The 16,532-nt window shown below is 66.0% G+C and carries 13 protein-coding genes, 1 pseudogene and 1 riboswitch; of the genes and pseudogenes, 10 read left to right on the top strand and 4 right to left on the bottom strand.

Annotation, left to right across the window (positions count from 1 at the left end):
* Positions 1-88: 88 nt before the first annotated feature.
* Entirely contained in the window at positions 89-1,087 is a 999-nt protein-coding gene (locus XH93_RS39170) for an NAD(P)H-quinone oxidoreductase (RefSeq protein WP_194471539.1), read from the bottom strand.
* Between the two features lie 150 nt (positions 1,088-1,237).
* Here XH93_RS39170 and XH93_RS39165 point away from each other — a divergent pair, with 150 nt between their 5' ends.
* From XH93_RS39165 to XH93_RS39150, 4 genes are all read left to right on the top strand, one after another.
* On the top strand, positions 1,238-1,429 hold the full coding sequence (locus tag XH93_RS39165; protein WP_194471538.1) for a DUF1192 domain-containing protein: 192 nt from the start codon (positions 1,238-1,240) through the stop codon (positions 1,427-1,429).
* Between the two features lie 615 nt (positions 1,430-2,044).
* The gene (locus XH93_RS39160; protein ID WP_139486804.1) at positions 2,045-2,557 is read left to right on the top strand and encodes a DUF1465 family protein; all 513 of its coding nucleotides are present in this window, start codon (positions 2,045-2,047) and stop codon (positions 2,555-2,557) included.
* A 191-nt stretch (positions 2,558-2,748) separates the two neighbouring features.
* A complete protein-coding gene (locus tag XH93_RS39155; protein WP_194471537.1) occupies positions 2,749-3,375 on the top strand; it encodes an FMN-binding negative transcriptional regulator in 627 nt (208 codons plus the stop codon).
* 154 nt (positions 3,376-3,529) lie between these two features.
* Positions 3,530-4,147 (top strand): LysE family translocator, encoded by a 618-nt coding sequence (locus tag XH93_RS39150; RefSeq protein ID WP_194471536.1) that lies wholly within the window; start codon positions 3,530-3,532, stop codon positions 4,145-4,147.
* A 338-nt stretch (positions 4,148-4,485) separates the two neighbouring features.
* On the opposite strand, the gene rpmE is transcribed toward XH93_RS39150, so the two are convergent.
* Positions 4,486-4,713, bottom strand: a complete 228-nt coding sequence (rpmE, locus tag XH93_RS39145; protein WP_016845230.1) for a 50S ribosomal protein L31 — start codon at positions 4,711-4,713, stop codon at positions 4,486-4,488.
* 192 nt (positions 4,714-4,905) lie between these two features.
* Between rpmE and XH93_RS39140 the strand changes: the two genes are divergently transcribed.
* The 6 genes from XH93_RS39140 to XH93_RS39115 all read left to right on the top strand — a co-directional run bounded on the left by XH93_RS39140 (position 4,906) and on the right by XH93_RS39115 (position 14,332).
* Positions 4,906-6,765: an ABC transporter ATP-binding protein/permease gene (locus XH93_RS39140; RefSeq protein WP_194471535.1), complete on the top strand. Its 1,860-nt coding sequence runs from the start codon at positions 4,906-4,908 to the stop codon at positions 6,763-6,765.
* 152 nt (positions 6,766-6,917) lie between these two features.
* Positions 6,918-7,307: a hypothetical protein gene (locus XH93_RS39135; RefSeq protein WP_246799435.1), complete on the top strand. Its 390-nt coding sequence runs from the start codon at positions 6,918-6,920 to the stop codon at positions 7,305-7,307.
* Between the two features lie 145 nt (positions 7,308-7,452).
* Positions 7,453-8,943: an amidohydrolase family protein gene (locus XH93_RS39130; protein ID WP_246799434.1), complete on the top strand. Its 1,491-nt coding sequence runs from the start codon at positions 7,453-7,455 to the stop codon at positions 8,941-8,943.
* Between the two features lie 16 nt (positions 8,944-8,959).
* Positions 8,960-9,889: a GTP-binding protein gene (locus XH93_RS39125; RefSeq protein WP_194475507.1), complete on the top strand. Its 930-nt coding sequence runs from the start codon at positions 8,960-8,962 to the stop codon at positions 9,887-9,889.
* Positions 9,890-10,227: 338 nt separating this feature from the next.
* Positions 10,228-10,426: riboswitch (cobalamin riboswitch) on the top strand.
* A gap of 115 nt (positions 10,427-10,541) precedes the next feature.
* Positions 10,542-12,824 carry a TonB-dependent siderophore receptor gene (locus tag XH93_RS39120; RefSeq protein ID WP_194471532.1) on the top strand — a complete coding sequence of 761 codons (2,283 nt, stop codon included), beginning with the start codon at positions 10,542-10,544 and terminating at the stop codon, positions 12,822-12,824.
* A 2-nt stretch (positions 12,825-12,826) separates the two neighbouring features.
* Positions 12,827-14,332, top strand: coding sequence for a PepSY domain-containing protein (locus tag XH93_RS39115; protein ID WP_194471531.1), 1,506 nt, complete (start codon positions 12,827-12,829; stop codon positions 14,330-14,332).
* 31 nt (positions 14,333-14,363) lie between these two features.
* Here XH93_RS39115 and XH93_RS39110 read toward each other — a convergent pair whose 3' ends face one another.
* Positions 14,364-15,785 carry a WG repeat-containing protein gene (locus XH93_RS39110; RefSeq protein ID WP_246799433.1) on the bottom strand — a complete coding sequence of 474 codons (1,422 nt, stop codon included), beginning with the start codon at positions 15,783-15,785 and terminating at the stop codon, positions 14,364-14,366.
* 204 nt (positions 15,786-15,989) lie between these two features.
* Positions 15,990-16,169 (bottom strand): annotated as a pseudogene (locus XH93_RS43225) (WG repeat-containing protein); the annotation flags it as partial.
* Positions 16,170-16,532 lie beyond the last annotated feature (363 nt).

The following is a 16,532-nucleotide window of genomic DNA, read 5'->3' as shown; positions in this document are numbered from 1 at the left end:
GCCAGGCGAACGGCCCGGTGATGGCGCGATAAATGACACGAAAGCGAAGGGAATCAAAGGGTTTCCACCCTTGCTTCCGTTGTCAGAGTTAAACCACCAACACAATTTTGCCAATATGTTCGCTGGTCTCCATGCGGCGGTGCGCATCAGCGGCCTTTTCCAGCGGGAAACTGCTGTCCATCAGCGGTTTGACGCGGCCTTCGCGCAATAGCGGCATCACCTTGGCCTCGATCGCCGCCACCATCGCCGCCTTGTCCGCATTACTACGGGGGCGCAGGGTGGAGCCGGTGTGATGCAGCCGCTTCACCATCAGCTTGGCGAAATTGGCCGTTGCTTTCGGCGGTCCCGAGAGGAACGCGATCTGGACGATGCGGCCCTCGACCGCGGCGGCGTCGTAGTTCCGATCGATGTAGTCGCCGCCGACCATGTCGAGGATGACGTCGGCCCCGTTGCCGCCGCTGTGCTTCTTCACCGCCTCGACGAAGTCCTCGTTCTTGTAATTGACGGCGTAGTCGGCGCCGAGCTTGAGGCAGGCATCGGCCTTGTCCTGCGAACCGACGGTGACGATCACCTTGGCGCCGAACGCCTTTGCGAGCTGGATCGCCATGGTGCCGATGCCCGACGAGCCGCCATGGATCAAGAGCGTCTCGCCGGCTTTCAGCGCGCCGCGCTCGAACACGTTGTGCCACACCGTCATCAGCGTTTCCGGAATCGCGCCGGCTTCCTGCATCGACAGTGACGGCGGCACCGTGATCGCCTGCGCGTCCTGCGCGATGCAATATTGCGCATAGCCGCCGCCGGCCACCAGCGACATCACCTTGTCGCCGATCTTGTGCTTGGCGCCGTCGCCGAGCGCCACCACTTCGCCCGCGATCTCGAGGCCGGGCAGGTCGCTGGCGCCGGGCGGCGGCGGATAGGAGCCGGAGCGCTGCGCGACGTCAGGACGGTTGACGCCGGCCGCCGCGACCTTGACCAGGATCTCGCCCGCCTTCGGCACCGGCAGCGCGCGGCTCTCCGGTACCAGCACCTCGGGTCCACCAGGCTTGCTGATGGCGACGACGGTCATTTGCGCGGGCAGGTTCGTCATGGTGCGTCCTCAGGGAAGGGAAGGGGTTTGCCGGATGGCATAGCGCCTTTCCCGCCGAAGTGAAACGCCGTCAAGCGATTGTTGCAAGGGCGCGAAACTCGCTGCAAATTCAAGGCAGGTGCCGTTGGACCATCAATGCCGGGAGGCCATATGCCGATCGAGGATGAGGACCGTCCCAGGAAGAAGATCACCCACGAGATCGGACAGGATCTCGCGCTGTTGTCGGTCGAGGAATTGACCGAGCGCATTGCGCTGCTCAATGCCGAAGTCGATCGCTTGAAAGAGGCGATGACCAAGAAGCGCGCCTCGAAGGACGCCGCCAACGCGTTCTTCAAATCGTAGCGCTGCTCTACCTGCGTAGCCCGGATGAAGCGAAGCGCAATCCGGGAGTGCGCCATCCGTCTGCACCGGCCCCGGATTACGCTTGCGCTCCATCCGGGCTACGCGTTCTCCAAACCTCCCCTTGAAAAGGGAGGTCGCTTTGCTCGCCAGAGCAAAGCGGGTGGGGATCTGCTCTCTCCACACGCGCCGTCGCTTGTAGCTGACCCCTATCCCGACCTTCCCCCTTGCAGGGGGAAGGAGAAGAAGCGCTGCCGATCGTGCTTGCGCTCCATCCACACTGGCGCCGCAGCCGCTGTCCCAAACTCGGTCAATGGCCGACATGGCAAACAAAGCCTGAAGAAATCAGTTCATTTACGATCGGTTAAGCTTTCTCGAATATGACTGCATTGTCCTCGTTTGGACACCGAGTGGCTCCTGTCCACTCTGTTTGACGCCTCCCTGTTATCAACTTCAAAAGCCGCCGGAAACGGCGGCTCTTTTTTGTGCGCCCTAGCCGTTGGAAACCATAAATCCGGTTGCGGCTGGACTCTTCGCCGCGCCCGCGCAATGATTTGTTCATCATAAGCCGGCGCACTGAATGCCGGCGGGCGTTACGGTGGTGTGAGGGCGTTAACCATGGCGGATCGTTCCCAGAGCGAATCCGGTCTCGTGCTGTTCAGTGAACGGCTGACCAATTCGGCGGCATTCGGCGTCTTGTTCCGCGAAGGCATGGATCTGGTCGAGCAGACCGCCGCCTATCTCGACGGCGATGGCCGCAGCGAAGCCAAGGCGCTGGAGCGCTCCGTCAGCCTGACCTACGCCACCGAAAGCATGCGCCTGACCACCCGCCTGATGCAGCTCGCGTCCTGGCTGCTGCTGCACCGCGCGGTCAAGGAAGGCGAGATGACGCTCACGCAGGCCAACCGCGAGAAGACCAAGGTCAAGCTCACCGCCGCCGATCCCGGCCCGGCCGACATGGTCGCAAAGCTGCCGCCGCAGCTGCAGCTTTTGATCGCGCGCTCGATGGACCTGCAGACCCGCGTCCGCCGGCTCGACACCACGATCCATGCGCCGGCGCCGGACCGCTCCTCGATCGGCAACCCGCTGGTGCCGCAGCTCAACCGGCTGAAGGCTGCGTTCGAGCAGTAAGTTCGGCGTGAGCAATCACGACGCGCGGCGCGGAGTTGCCTGCCGCTGCAATCCATCCTGATCCATCACCTTGCGCAGCCGCAGCGCCGCGTGGGCGCGGCATAGTAGTCCAGCCAGAATGATCGAAAGTGGCTCTTATCATAGACCACTTCGGCGCTATTGTGCGAGCCGATAGCTGACGAGGTTTCTCGATGTATCTGTCGCCGCACTTCAAGATCGACGAGCTTGCCGCGATCCACGCCGCGATGCAGGCGTCGCGGCTGGCGACGCTGGTCACCGCCACCGCGGATGGCCTGATCGGCACGCCGCTGCCGCTGATCCTCGATGCGCGCGAGGGCGAGTACGGCACGCTGTACGGCCACGTCGCGCGGCCCAACCCGCAGTGGAAGACGCCCGCCACCGGCGAGGCGATGGCGATCTTCACCGGCCCCGACGCCTATGTGACGCCGTCCTGGTATGTGACCAAGGCCGAGCACGGCAAAGTGGTGCCGACCTGGAATTACGTCGCCGTGCACGCCTATGGCGCGGCGGAATTTTTTGAGGATGCCGACCGCCTGCTCGACGTCGTGACGCGGCTGACCGAACTGCATGAGAGCTCGCGTGCGGAAGCCTGGCAGGTCAGCGACGCTCCGGCCGACTTCATCAAGGCGCAGCTGCGCGGCATCGTCGGCCTCAAAATGCCGATCACGCGGCTCGACGCCAAGAAGAAGATGAGCCAGAACCGCAAGGCGGAGGACCGCGCCGGCGTCATCGCCGGGCTCGGCGCCAGCGACAATCCCGGTGACCGTGAGGTCGCGGCGATGATCCCGATGGAGTGAGAGGTCCTTCAACAAACGCAGGTCGTCATTGCGAGCGAAGCGAAGCAATCCATCCCTCCGAGGATGCGGTGATATGGATTGCTTCGCGGAGCCTGTCATCGGGCGCGCGTTCGCGCGACCCGTTGGCTCGCAATGACGGCGGAGAAAGCCCACGATGGAATTGTACCTTGCCTTCGCGATCACCACCGCGACCTTCGCGCTGATCCCGGGTCCGGCCATGCTCTACGCCGCGGCCCGCACCATGGCGGGCGGCCGGCGCGCGGGCCTGATGGCGTCACTCGGCCTGCATCTCGGCGGCTACGTTCATGTGATCGCCGCGGCGGCCGGCCTTGCGCTGCTGTTTCACGCGGTGCCGCCGCTGTTCATGGCGATGAAGCTCGCCGGCGCCGGCTATCTGGTCTGGCTCGGCCTGTCGCTGTTTCGCGATCGCGATGACGTGGAGCGTCCCCGGCTCGCGCCACTCTCCGCAAAGCGCGCCTTCGCGCAAAGCATCGTCGTCGAGGTGCTCAATCCGAAGACCGCGATCTTCTTCCTGGCCTTCCTGCCGCAATTCGTCGACGCGTCGGCCAGCCTGCCGGTGTGGGCGCAGCTGTTCGTGCTCGGCGCGATCGTCAATCTGTCGTTCTCGCTGGTCGATATCCTCTGCGTGCTGTTCGCCAGCGCCGTGATGGCGAAGCTGCAGCGCTCCCGCACCTCGCAGCGCATCATGCAAAAGATCGGCGGCAGCATCCTAGTCGCGCTCGGCGCGCGGCTCGCGTTGCAGGATCGATAGCCGCTCACCGCCTCTCTCGTCATTCCGGGGCGCGCGAAGCGCGAACCCGGAATTCATCAAGCCGCAAAGTTGGTGGAGCATGGATTCCGGGTTCTCGCTTCGCGAGCCCCGGAATGACGACGGAAGGAGTAACGGATCAGCCCAACCCGTCATCCTGAGGCGCGAGCCTCTTCGGCGAGCCTCGAAGGATGAATCGGCCCGTCTGGTGGCCGTCGATCCTTCGAGGCTCGCAAGCTCGCACCTCAGGATGACGGGTCCAACAGTGGCGTCCAAAAAACAAAACGCCCCCGCGAGGGGGGCGTTTTGGACCGGCCCGTGACGGGCGATCGGTGCGAGGCTCAGTCCTTCTTGAGGAAGCCCGAAAACTTCTTCTGGAACCGGGACACGCGGCCGCCGCGGTCCATCAGCTGCTGGGTGCCGCCGGTCCAGGCCGGGTGCGACTTGGGGTCGATGTCGAGGTTCAGCGTGTCACCTTCCTTGCCCCAGGTCGAGCGGGTCAGGTACTCGGTGCCGTCGGTCATGACGACCTTAATCGTATGATAATTCGGATGAATATCGGCTTTCATAACAGTTCCTTCGGCGCGCCGGCGCCCGTCTCAAGATGTCTGGGATCGGGATTTGGGCGGCTCTATAGCCCAAGGGGCCCCCTAAAACAAGCCGGAAACCGGCTCAAGCCCATCACCGGATTAGGACTTTCCGTCCATTTGCCAGCTGGGGGCGAGGGGCCTATGTGGGGACAGTAGAACCGGTCCAGAATGATGAGCGTAGCCGAACAGCTGGAAACCCCTCGCGGCAATCAGCCGCCGCCCCCGCGCGACGCGCTGCTCGAGGAGGAGGCCTTCATCGAGAGCCAGCTCGCCGGGCCGGCGAAGAGCCGCGCCCGGCTGCGGCCGCTGCTGGCGCTTGCGCCCTATGTGGCGCGCTACAAGGGCCGCGCGATCCTTGCGCTGATCTCGCTGACCATTGCGGCGATCACCACCCTGGTGGTGCCGGTTGCGGTCCGCCGCATGATCGACATGGGCTTTACGCCCGAAGGCATCGCGATGATCAACAGCTATTTCAGCGTGATGATCGCGGTCGTCGCGGTGCTGGCCTGTGCCAGCGCCTCGCGCTACTACCTCGTGATGACGATCGGCGAGCGCATCGTCGCCGATCTCAGGCGCGACGTGTTCGCGCATCTGATCTCGCTGTCGCCGTCGTTCTTCGATTCCGCGCGAAGCGGCGAACTGGTGTCGCGGCTCACCGCCGACACCACCCAGATCAAGTCGGCGGTCGGCGCCTCGGTCTCGATCGCGCTGCGCAACATGATGCTGTTCATCGGCGCCGCCACCATGATGGTGATCACCAGCCCGCGGCTCTCGCTGTTCGTGCTGCTGGCGATCCCGATCATCGTGATCCCGCTGGTCGCGTTCGGCCGTTGGGTGCGGCGGCTGTCGCGCAACGCCCAGGACACGCTGGCCGACGCCAGCGCCTATGCCAGCGAACTCGTCAACGCGATCCGCACCGTGCAGGCCTATACCGGCGAGCGGCTGGCGCGGACGCGTTTTGCCGGCGAGGTCGAGCAGGCCTATGAGGCGGCGCGCAGCTCGACCAAGGCGCGCGCGGTGCTGACGCTGATCGTGATCTTCATCGTGTTCGCCAGCGTCGTCGTGATCCTCTGGGTCGGCTCGCACGACGTGCTGGTTGGCACCATCAGTCCGGGCCGGCTCGGCCAGTTCATCCTCTATACGGCGTTCGCAGCCAGCGGCCTCGGCCAGCTCAGCGAGGTCTGGGGCGAGGTCTCGGCCGCATCGGGCGCCGCCGAGCGGCTGTTCGAGATCCTGCGCGTCAGGCCGGAGATCGCTGCGCCCGCCGCGCCGCGCGCGCTGCCGCAGCCGGCGCGCGGCGATGTCGGATTCGACAATGTCAGCTTCGCCTATCCTGCGAGGCCCAACGCGCTCGCCGTCGACGGCGTGTCGCTGTCTGTGCGCTCCGGCGAGAAGGTTGCGATCGTCGGCCCCTCCGGCGCCGGCAAGAGCACGCTGTTCCATCTGCTGCTGCGGTTCTACGATCCGAAATCCGGCACCATCTCGCTCGACGGCGTGCCGATCAGGCAGGCCGATCCCGCCGAGGTGCGCGCGCGCATCGCGCTGGTGCCGCAGGATTCCGTGGTGTTCGCCGCCAGCGCCCGCGACAACATCCGCTTCGGCCGTCCCGATGCGACCGATGCCGAGGTCGAGCGCGCCGCCGATCTCGCGCACGCCACCGAATTCCTGCGCCGGCTGCCCGACGGCTTCGACGCCCAGCTCGGCGAGCGCGGCGTCACGCTGTCCGGCGGCCAGCGCCAGCGCATCGCGATCGCGCGCGCGATCCTGCGCGATGCCCCGCTGCTGCTGCTCGACGAGGCCACCTCGGCGCTCGATGCCGAGAGCGAGACGCTGGTGCAGACCGCGCTGGAAGAGCTGATGCGCCACCGCACCACGCTGGTGATCGCGCACCGCCTCGCCACCGTGCTGTCCTGCGACCGCATCCTGGTGCTGGACCAGGGCCGGATCGTCGAGCAGGGCACCCACGCCGAGCTGGTCGCCGCCGGCGGCCTCTACGCCCGGCTGGCCCGGCTGCAGTTCGAGGGGATTTGAGGGACGAGAGACGTCGTGCGCTCCGCCTATGCGATTCCTATGCGATCGCCGGCTGCCTCCCCTCGAAAACCTATTCCCGCGCAAGGATAGTCGCGCCGCGCCGGACTTCCCTCGATCGCCGAAGGAGCATCGGCGCGCGGGGTGTTCGACTGATGCAGGTGAAAGCGACCGAACCGGCGACGAGGCTACTCCGCGCCTGGCAGCTCGCCGTGCTGCGCTTTGCCGTGACGCTCGACGACGATGATCGGGTGCATGTTCTCGGCGTGGCCGGCGAGGTCGACCGGCTGGGCGGCGCGAGCGGCGACGCCTTCCACTTCTTCCGCAGGACGACCGCGGAATTGTGCGCGGCGATCTCCGCTGAGGGCACGGATCAGGACGCCGTCATCCAGCGGTTTCTGGCGCAGCTCGATAATCCGAGGCTCAGGCGTGCGTTCGAAGCGGCCATCACCAAGGACCGCACGCCGCCGAAAATCGTCACCAGCCGGTTGAAGCCCCGCAACGATCTCTGTAGAGGTCTGCCGTCGCGGCGTACGGGGACGTAAGCACGCGCCGCTCCACTCACGCCGCTCGCCGGATATTCCATTACAGCATGTCGCTACAACCCTGGCCGGGTTGCTGCGATCGGTGTGATGCGCTTCTCTGTGCCAGAGAACAGGTCGGTCGGCTTTGGAATGCAGGAGTGGTGAGATGGGTGGCTTGGTGATCAGCGGCGGCCGGGTGGTGGATCCGGCAAGCGGAATGGACGCTGTCGGCGATGTCGCCGTCGTGGACGGCAAGATCGCCGCCGTCGGCACCGGGCTCGGCGGCGCCGAGCGGCAGATCGACGCCACCGGGCTCGTGGTGGCTCCGGGGTTCATCGACCTTCACGCCCACGGCCAGACCATTCCGGCCGACCGCATGCAGGCGTTCGACGGCGTCACCACCACGCTCGATCTCGAGGCCGGCGTGCTGCCGGTGGCATCCTGGTACAAGCGCCAGGCCGAGAAGGGGCGGGTGCTGAACTACGGCGCCGCCGCCAACTGGGCGTTCGCACGGATCGGCGCCATGACCGGCTCGAACGCGGAAAGCTCGCTGGAGTCGTTCGGCGCCGCGATGCGCGATCGGCGCTGGATCGAGAATGTCGCGACCGACAGCGAAGTCGGCGGCATCCTCGAGCGCCTCGCCAATGGACTGAACGAGGGCGGCATCGGCATCGGCATTCTCAACGCCTATGCCCCGGGTGCCGGGGTGCAGGAGCTGACCGCGGTGTGCCAGCTCGCGGCCAATCATGCGGTGCCGACCTTCACCCATGTCGCCTACATGTCGCGCATCGACCCCGAGAGCGCCGCCGAAGCCTATATCCGGCTGATCGGCTATGCCGGCGCCACCGGCGCGCATATGCACATCTGCCATTTCAATTCGTCGAGCAAGACCGATATCGAGCGCTGTGTGGGGTTGATCGCCAAGGCGCAGGCGCAGGGCCTGCCGATCACGGTGGAGGCCTATCCGTATGGCACCGGCTCGACAGTGCTGGCGGCGACCTTCTTCAGCGATCCAAAATTCGAGGAGCGCAACGGCCTCGGCTACGAGTCGGTGCAGCGCGTCACCGACGGACACCGCTTCGGCAGCCGCGAGGAGCTGCTGGCGGCGCAGGCCGAAGACCCGTCCGCGTTGGTGCTGTGGCACGTGCTCGATATCGAGAACAACGCGCATCACCGCGACCTGCTCGACATGGCGGTGCTGTATCCCGGCGGCGCCATCGCCTCCGACGCGATGCCGTGGACGCTGTCGAACGGCAAGCCGTACAGCGGCGATGCCTGGCCGCTGCCTGACGATGCCACGTCGCATCCGCGCTCGGCGGGCTGCTTCACCCGCTTCATCCGCGAATGGGTGCGCGAGCGCAGAAAAGTCTCGCTGCTCGAGGGCATCCGCAAATGCGCGCTGATCCCGGCCGAAATTCTCTCGGCGAGCACGCCGGCGATGCGCGCGAAGGGCCGGCTGCAGGCCGGCGCCGATGCCGACGTCGTGGTGTTCGACTACGAGACCTTGAGCGACCGCGCCACCTTTTCGGCGATGAACCGTCCGGCGGAGGGCGTGCGCCATCTCGTGGTCAGCGGCCAGCCGTTGATCAACGATGGCGTGCTCGATGTCGCGGCGCGGCCGGGCCGCCCGGTGCGCCGGCCCATCACTGGGGGCTGACGTGCAAGCCCAAGTCCTGCCGGTCCCGATCCTGCTGGTCGCGGGCTTTCTCGGGGCGGGCAAGACCACGGTCGTCAACCATCTCCTGGCGCACGCCGAGGGCCGGCGCATCGCTGCCGTGGTCAACGATTTCGGCGCCATCAACATCGATGCCGAGCTGATCGCAGGTAGCAGCGATGGCGTGGTCAGCCTGAGCAATGGCTGCATCTGCTGCACGCTGGAAGGCGATCTGATCCGCACGCTGGCCACGCTGCTGCGGCGCGACCCGCGCCCGGAGTTCATCGTGATCGAGACCAGCGGCATCGCCGATCCTTCCGACATCGTGCGCAATTTGATGGATCCGGTGATCTGGAAGGAGGCGCCGCTGGAGACGGTGCTGTGCGTGGTCGATGCCACGCAGCCTCCGGCCGCATTGAACGACGCGCTGCTGCGCTCGCAGCTCCGCGCGGCCGATGTGGTGGCGTTGAGCAAGGTGGACCTCGCGGACCCTGGCGCGCGCGCGGCGACGCGTGAGGCGATCCGCGCACAGCGTCCGGCGGCCGTGGTGGTCGACGCCGATCACGGCGAGGTACCCGCCGCGCTGCTGTTCCCGATCGACCCGGACCGCATGCCGGAGCCGCGCGACGTGACACCGCGCCGCCCGGCGGCGGATCGGTTCGAGACGCTGAGCTGGACGTCGGACCGGCGCATCGTGCTGCCGCGGCTGCAGCAGGCGATCGGCCGGTTGGCGCCAAAGCTCGCGCGGGCAAAGGGCCTGTTCGAGACGGTCGAGCAGCCCGGGCGGCTGACGGTGTTTCAACTCGCCGGCGGACGCGCGACCTTGGCGGCCGGCGGCGCGCCCACGCCCGGCGTGCCGCGAACACGCATCGTCTTCATCGCCGAGATGGGCGCGCTGTCGCGCGCCGAGATCGATGCGGTGATGCAAGGATGTGTTGAAGCGGGATGACATGAAGCATAAGTTTTCCGTCACCCCCGCGCAAAGGCTTCGCCTTTGTCGCTGGAGGAGCGCGCTCTTGCGCGCGTCTCGAAGGGTCGACGGCCACCGGCCGGGCCGTGCATCCTTCGAGACGCGGCCAAGTGGCCGCTCCTCAGGATGACGGGGCAACAGTCTCAGCGCTGCGTGAGTTATCCGTCACCCCCGCGCAAAGGCGAAGCCTTTGCGCGGGGATGACGGGGCAAACAGTCTGTGCGTCAGACACCGCTAGCGCTGTGTCGCTTCCGCCGCACCATCTCGCAAACGATGCGTGTGACATTCACGTCGAATTGACACCCCCGGAGCCGGCACCTATCGTTCCGCCCGACGGTTCTCCTTCGGGGGATCAAAAGGGAATGCGGTGCGGGTGACATCCCAATGCCGCGGCTGTCCCCGCAACTGTAGGCGGCGAGCCTCTCGTCAATTTGCCACTGGTCCGTCAGGCCCGGGAAGGCGGCGACAGGCGACGACCCGCGAGCCAGGAGACCTGCCGTCAGTCGTGGTCACACGCGAGCACATCGGGCGGGGCGTCCTGGTGGGGATCGGCGTATTACCTTGGGTGTCCCTTGGGGTGATGCGGTGTCCGCGTTCGCGGTGACGTGCCACGTTACCCGCGAGTCCGTTCATGTCGTCCCCCGCCTCCGTCGCGCTCAGGTCGCGCCTCGGCTTCATTTGCTCCCTGTCATCACTGTTGTTGCCGGCCGAAGCGCTCGCGCAGACCGCCCGATCAACCACCGTGCTCGATCCGGTCGAGGTGTCGCCGCCCGCCGCCGCCAAGCCGAAGCGCGCCGAGCGCAACGGCGCCACCACCGCTGCGCGGCCCCGGCCACGACCTGCGGCGCCCGCCGCGGCCGCCACTGGCTTGTCGCAACCTGTCGCTTCGTCCGGATCGGGCGCGCCATCTCCGACCCTCAACGCCAACACGCCGGGCGGCACCGGCAGCCGTCTCAACCTGACGCCGCTGCAGACGCCGGGCAGCGTCGAGATCATCCGATCGCAAACCATCGAGGAGCGCGGCCAGCATAATGTGACCGACGCCGTCACCCAGAATGCGGCCGGCTTCACCGCAACGCCGGCGCCCGGCAATGGCGGGCTGTCGTTCAGCACCCGCGGCTTCGCCGGCAGCAATTCGGTGATGACGCTGTATGACGGCACCCGCTTCTATATCGGCTCCGGCACCCTGACGTTCCCCTACGACACCTGGTCGACCGAGCGCATCGAGGTGCTGCGCGGCCCGGCCTCGGTGCTGTACGGCGAGGGCGCGATCGGCGGCGTCATCAACGTGATCCCGAAGAAGCCGCTCAATACGCCGTACAACGAAGCCGCGGTGTCGCTCGACAGCAACATGACGAAGCGGCTCTCGGTCGACAGCACCGGCCCGATCAATCCCAATGTGTCCTACCGCATCAACGCCACCGGCAACATGTCGGACGGTTTTGTCGATCGCGACAAGAGCTCGAACGGGGTGGTCTCCGCCGCGGTGCGGGTGCAGGCCTCGGAGAATCTCGCCTTCACGCTGTCGGAGGACTATGGCGACCGCAGCCCGTCGCGCTATTTCGGCACGCCGCTGGTCGGCGGCACCATCCTCGATACGCTCCGCTTCAAGAACTACAACGCGCTGGACAGCACCATCCGCTACCGGGACAGCTGGACCCGGTTCAAGACCGAGTGGGATGTCGCCGACGGCATCAGGATCAACAACACGCTGTATTATCTCAACAGCCAGCGGCACTGGCGCGACATCGAGAACTACACCTTCAATCCGAAGACCCAGCTGATCGATCGCACCAGCTATATCGAGATCCTCCACGACCAGAAACAGTCCGGCAACCGGATGGACGCAACGTTCAGTGGTCGCGTCTTCGGCCTTGCCAACCAGTTCGTTGCCGGATTCGACGTCAATCACATCGAGTTCTTCCACACCAACAACTCGCCGTTTGGCGGCGCGTCGTCGGTGAACCCATACGTGTTCGATCCCGGATCGTTCTTCGCAACGACGACGGCGACCACGCCGGGCTTCAATTCGATGGTCAATCAATACGCGCTGTTTGCCGAAGACCGGCTGAAGCTGACCGATCAATTGTCGCTGGTGACCGGCGTCAGGTACGACCGCCCCGATGTCGACCGTACCGACTACAAGACGCCGGCGAACAGTTTTGAAACCACGTTGTCGGGCACCAGCTGGCGCGCCGGCGTGGTCTATGAGCCGATCAAGAACCTCGCCTTCTACGGCCAGTATGCGGTCGGCGCCGATCCGGTCGGCAATCTGATCTCGCTGTCGACCACGCAAAAGACCTTCCAGCTTGCCACCGGCAAACAGACCGAAGTCGGCATCAAGCAGTCGTTCTGGGGCGGCCGGGGCGAGTGGACGCTGGCGGCCTACGAGATCGTCAAGACCGGGCTGACGATTCCCGATCCCGCCAATCCCAGCGGCCTCGCGTTGCAGGTCGGCCAGCAATCATCCCGCGGTGTCGAAGGAACGATCGGGCTGGCGCTGGACTATGGCTGGCGCATCGATGCCAATCTGGCGGTGCTGCGCGCAAAATACGACAACAACAGCCAGCTGGTCGGCGGCAAGATCGTCAGCTTCAATGGCAACGTCCCGGTCAACGTGCCGCAGCAGGTCGCCAACATCTGGCTGACCTGGGATTTCGCGCCGAACTGGTCGGTCTATGGCGGCGTGCAGATGGTCGGCGCGATGTACTCCGACCTCGCCAACACCCAGCTGCGGCCCGGCTACAACGTCGTCAATGGCGGCATCAGGTGGAAGCCGGATGACCGCACCACGGTGGCGTTCCGGGTCTACAATCTGCTCGACCAGATTTATGCAGTGACTTCGAACGGCACCGGGCAGTGGCTGCTCGGCATGCCGCGCACCGCCGAACTCTCACTCAACGTGAAGTTCTGACTATGCGCAGCAAACTGATCCGGCGGGGACGGCGATGGCTCTACGTCATCCATCGCTGGATCGGCATCGCGACATGCCTGCTGTTCGCGATGTGGTTCATCTCCGGCCTCGTCATGATGTATGTGGCGTTTCCTCGCCTCACCGACGGCGAGCGCCTTGCGGCGCTCCCTGCGATTCTCTGGAGCACGGTGCAGATCACGCCCGATCGCGCCATGGCGATCGCAGGCATGGAGCGTTATCCGCGCGACCTGCGGCTGTCGATGATGGACGATAGTCCGGTCTACCGCGTGACCGGATGGGAGGGCGCGGCGGTCACCATCTCAGCGGTCGACGGCAGCATCATCGACCGCATCACGCCGGAGCAGGCGCTGGCGATTGCCCGGCATCACCCGCAAGCGGTGCAGCCGCAACTGCTCGACACGGTGACGCGCGACCAATGGTCGGTCACGGCGCGCTTCGATCCGCTGCGGCCGCTCTATCTGATCGGCCTCGGCGACGCCGACGGCACCGAGCTGTATGTGTCCGCGCGCAGCGGCGAAATCGCGCTCGACACCACCCGGCAGGAGCGGGTCTGGAACTGGCTCGGCTCGATCCCGCACTGGATCTATCCCACCGTGCTGCGCAAAGACGGCCCGTTGTGGCGCGACGTGGTGCTGTGGATCTCGGGCATCTGCCTCGTCGTCGCGGTCACCGGCTTCTGGATCGGCATTCTCCGGCTGCGGCTGACCCGCCGTTACGCGCGCGGCACAATCTCGCTTTATCGCGGCTGGATGGCCTGGCATCACATCGCCGGCCTGATCGGCGGCATCTTCGTGCTCACCTGGATGTTTTCCGGCTGGCTCTCGCTCAATCCCGGCGGCGCGTTCTCCGGCCGCGGCGTCACGCGCGAGATCGCGGTCGGCTACAGCGGCCACGATGCGCCCGACATCGTCTCGCGCGTTCAGTCAGCGCCGCCGATGCCGGCGACCGAAGCGCGCTTCGTCTGGCTCGGCGGGCACCCGATGATGGTGCTCAGCGATCGCGACGGCAGTCAGACCATCGCCGATGCGGCAACCGGCGCGCCGGCCACGCTCTCACAGGACCAGATCGTCGCAGCCGCCCGCCGCGCGATGCCGGGCGCTGCGATCAGCTTCGTGCGGCAACTCGATGCGCCGGACGCCTACTGGTACACGCTGCATCAGCGCCGCGAGCTTCCGGTGCTGCGGATCGGCTTCGACGATCCCGCCCGTACCTGGCTGTACATTTCGCCTGCCACTGCCGAGATCCTCGACCGCAGCGACGACAGCCGCCGCTCCTACCGCTGGCTGTTCAACGCGCTGCACAGCATGGATTTCCCGCTGCTGCTGCAGGTCTGGCCGCTGCGCGACGTCGTGGTCTGGCTGCTGTCGGCGGTCGGCACCATCGTCTCGATCAGCGGCATCGTGATCGGCTGGCGCCGATTGCGGCGGCGCCATCCACGGTCAATGCGGAGAGAAGGTATGTCCGCCGGCTCAGCACGCGCCGCCTAGGACGACGCGCACACGGTGCGTGATGCTCACGTCACGGCTCGACCACGCATCGGAAATAACCGCCGCCTTCGCCCAAGGGCGGGCGTTCGGTGCATGCCAATCCCGGTACATCGTGGCCGCGGCGGTCGATGGGGCACCAGCGGCCATCGTGCTTGGCCCAGGCGATGCCGCGAAGTGACGGCCGGAAGCTGACTTGGGCGTCGTAGGTCGGCTGGATTGCGACTTTCCCGGCGGTGTCCATCAATCCCCACTTGCCGTCCGCCAGAAACGGCAGCAGCCCTGTCTCCAGGTCTATGCCGAGCCGGTCGACATGCGCGTCGATCCACGGCTCTCCGCTTGGCGAGAGGATGCTGCGGTGTCCCTCGCGCTGCGACAGGATCCCGTAAGGGATGTCGCACATCACGCCCGGCCGCGGCGCGACGGTCCATGATTGGTCGTTCACCCTGATGATGCCGGTGCTGCCGTCCACCGTCACAAACGCGGTCCCGGAATCCCGCGGCCGTGCGGCGTCGAATCGCGGCTCGATCAGCCAGCTTCCGTCTGCATTCAGAAAGCCGCGCTTGGCCTCCGTTGCCGCGACAATGATCGAGTCGCTGTGCGAGAGGTAGTCGAACTTCGGCTCGAACAGCCAACGGCCATCGGACCCGAGGCGCCCCCATTTTCCGTCGCGCTTTGCGTTCCAGATATCCTTCGTGACGGTGATCAGCGCGTCCAGTGCAGGCGGGATGATCTCCTTGCCGTCGCCGTCGACCAGCCCAAACTTGTCGCCGGCCTTCACGATGTAGGGCGCGCGCGAGCCGCAGCTGGCATCGAGGATTCGGCCCTCCTGTGGCTCTAGCGGGCCGCCATCGCTCTTGAAATAAAGCCTTTGCCCGTCCTCGGAGGCGACGAGATGGCCGTCGCTACAGCGCTGGACGGGTTGATCGAAGCCGGCCTTCAGCAGGATGCGGCCTTCGAGATCGAGCAGACCCCAGCGGCGGCCCTGCTGGAAATGCCAGCCGAATTGTGTGCCGCCGTTCCGGTCAGATGCGACCGCTCGATACAGCCCGCTGGCAGGAATTCGAAATGTCCAGGCGCCGGTGCGATCGATGACGCCCGCGTGCCCGCCTTGGCGCACGGGCGTGTTTTCGAGACCGGGCTTGAACGCCCACGCTTCATCGAAGACGGGGTCGATGACAAATCGGCCGCTGCGGTCGACGAAGCCGATCTTGCCGCTCACCCTGACGCGGGCGAGGCCGCCGCTGAGCGCATCCACGGCATTGAATTGCGGCTTGACCAGCCAACTTCTGTCGCTGCGCTGCAGCCCCCACAGAGCGTTCACGAGCACGATGCGGATCGATCGCTCGTCGGGGTCGAATATGTTGATGACGGGTGGCTCGATCCATTTGCCGGTGCGATCGATGATCCCAGGTTTGGTCTCGTTGGATGAACCCGAGATCGTGCCCTCGTCCACCCGAGACTCACCCCTGACATCGAGAAATGTCTCGGCGCCAATCGTTCCGCCCAATTGCCGCGCGTCCGAGACGCGGAATCGATCGGGAGCGATGGCCTGGATGAAGCCGTATCGCGGTTCGATCACCAATCTGCCGTCGCGATCGATCAGGCCCGACTTGCCGTCGATGTCGACCTGCGCGAAGCCGAATTTGTAGTCGCCGACGATGCGATAGCGCGGCGGTACGATCTCGCGGCCGTCCTCGTCGACGAAGCCATAGAGGCCGCCTGTGCGGACGGCGGCGCGCCCGTCGGAGAATGCGCCGACCCAGTCGTAGCGCGGCGGCACGGCAATACTTCCGTCGCGGCGCACCGCGCCGCAGAGGCCGTCGGGAAAGGTGCACATCGCAAGCGGGAAGGTCAGCGGCTGTTCGGGACCGGGCCGGCCATGGTCCGCAACGCCGTCGCTGGCGAGCTGCGCTTCGAGGATGGCTTTGCCGGCCGCTGTCAATTCAACCGGTCGATCCTGCGCCTGAACGGATGAGCCGAATGCAAGGATGCCGAGTGTCGCGGCAATCAGACGGCGCATGTGATGAAGTTCTGCAAGAATCCACGCGCCTCGAGGGATGAGACGTCCATTCAAGTCATCTGCCGCCGTCATGAGTCCCGCTCTACCTTGAAGCGGGCTATCTATCTAAGATTGCAAGCAGTGGCAATCGGCAGCGCCGGGCGATGGTCTTGTGCCGGTCCGTTGCGCCCCCTGGGCGCA

Source organism: Bradyrhizobium sp. CCBAU 51753 (assembly GCF_015291565.1).
Taxonomy (GTDB): domain Bacteria; phylum Pseudomonadota; class Alphaproteobacteria; order Rhizobiales; family Xanthobacteraceae; genus Bradyrhizobium; species Bradyrhizobium ivorense.
This window is presented reverse-complemented; position numbering and strand designations above follow the sequence as displayed.

Excerpts from the sequence above, each read along its gene's own strand:
- XH93_RS39170 (WP_194471539.1), bottom strand. The coding sequence starts at position 1,087 with ATGACGAACCTGCCCGCGCAAATGACCGTCGTCGCCATCAGCAAGCCT.
- XH93_RS39165 (WP_194471538.1), top strand. The coding sequence starts at position 1,238 with ATGCCGATCGAGGATGAGGACCGTCCCAGGAAGAAGATCACCCACGAG.
- XH93_RS39160 (WP_139486804.1), top strand. The coding sequence starts at position 2,045 with ATGGCGGATCGTTCCCAGAGCGAATCCGGTCTCGTGCTGTTCAGTGAA.
- XH93_RS39155 (WP_194471537.1), top strand. The coding sequence starts at position 2,749 with ATGTATCTGTCGCCGCACTTCAAGATCGACGAGCTTGCCGCGATCCAC.
- XH93_RS39150 (WP_194471536.1), top strand. The coding sequence starts at position 3,530 with ATGGAATTGTACCTTGCCTTCGCGATCACCACCGCGACCTTCGCGCTG.
- rpmE (WP_016845230.1), bottom strand. The coding sequence starts at position 4,713 with ATGAAAGCCGATATTCATCCGAATTATCATACGATTAAGGTCGTCATG.
- XH93_RS39140 (WP_194471535.1), top strand. The coding sequence starts at position 4,906 with ATGAGCGTAGCCGAACAGCTGGAAACCCCTCGCGGCAATCAGCCGCCG.
- XH93_RS39135 (WP_246799435.1), top strand. The coding sequence starts at position 6,918 with ATGCAGGTGAAAGCGACCGAACCGGCGACGAGGCTACTCCGCGCCTGG.
- XH93_RS39130 (WP_246799434.1), top strand. The coding sequence starts at position 7,453 with ATGGGTGGCTTGGTGATCAGCGGCGGCCGGGTGGTGGATCCGGCAAGC.
- XH93_RS39120 (WP_194471532.1), top strand. The coding sequence starts at position 10,542 with ATGTCGTCCCCCGCCTCCGTCGCGCTCAGGTCGCGCCTCGGCTTCATT.
- XH93_RS39115 (WP_194471531.1), top strand. The coding sequence starts at position 12,827 with ATGCGCAGCAAACTGATCCGGCGGGGACGGCGATGGCTCTACGTCATC.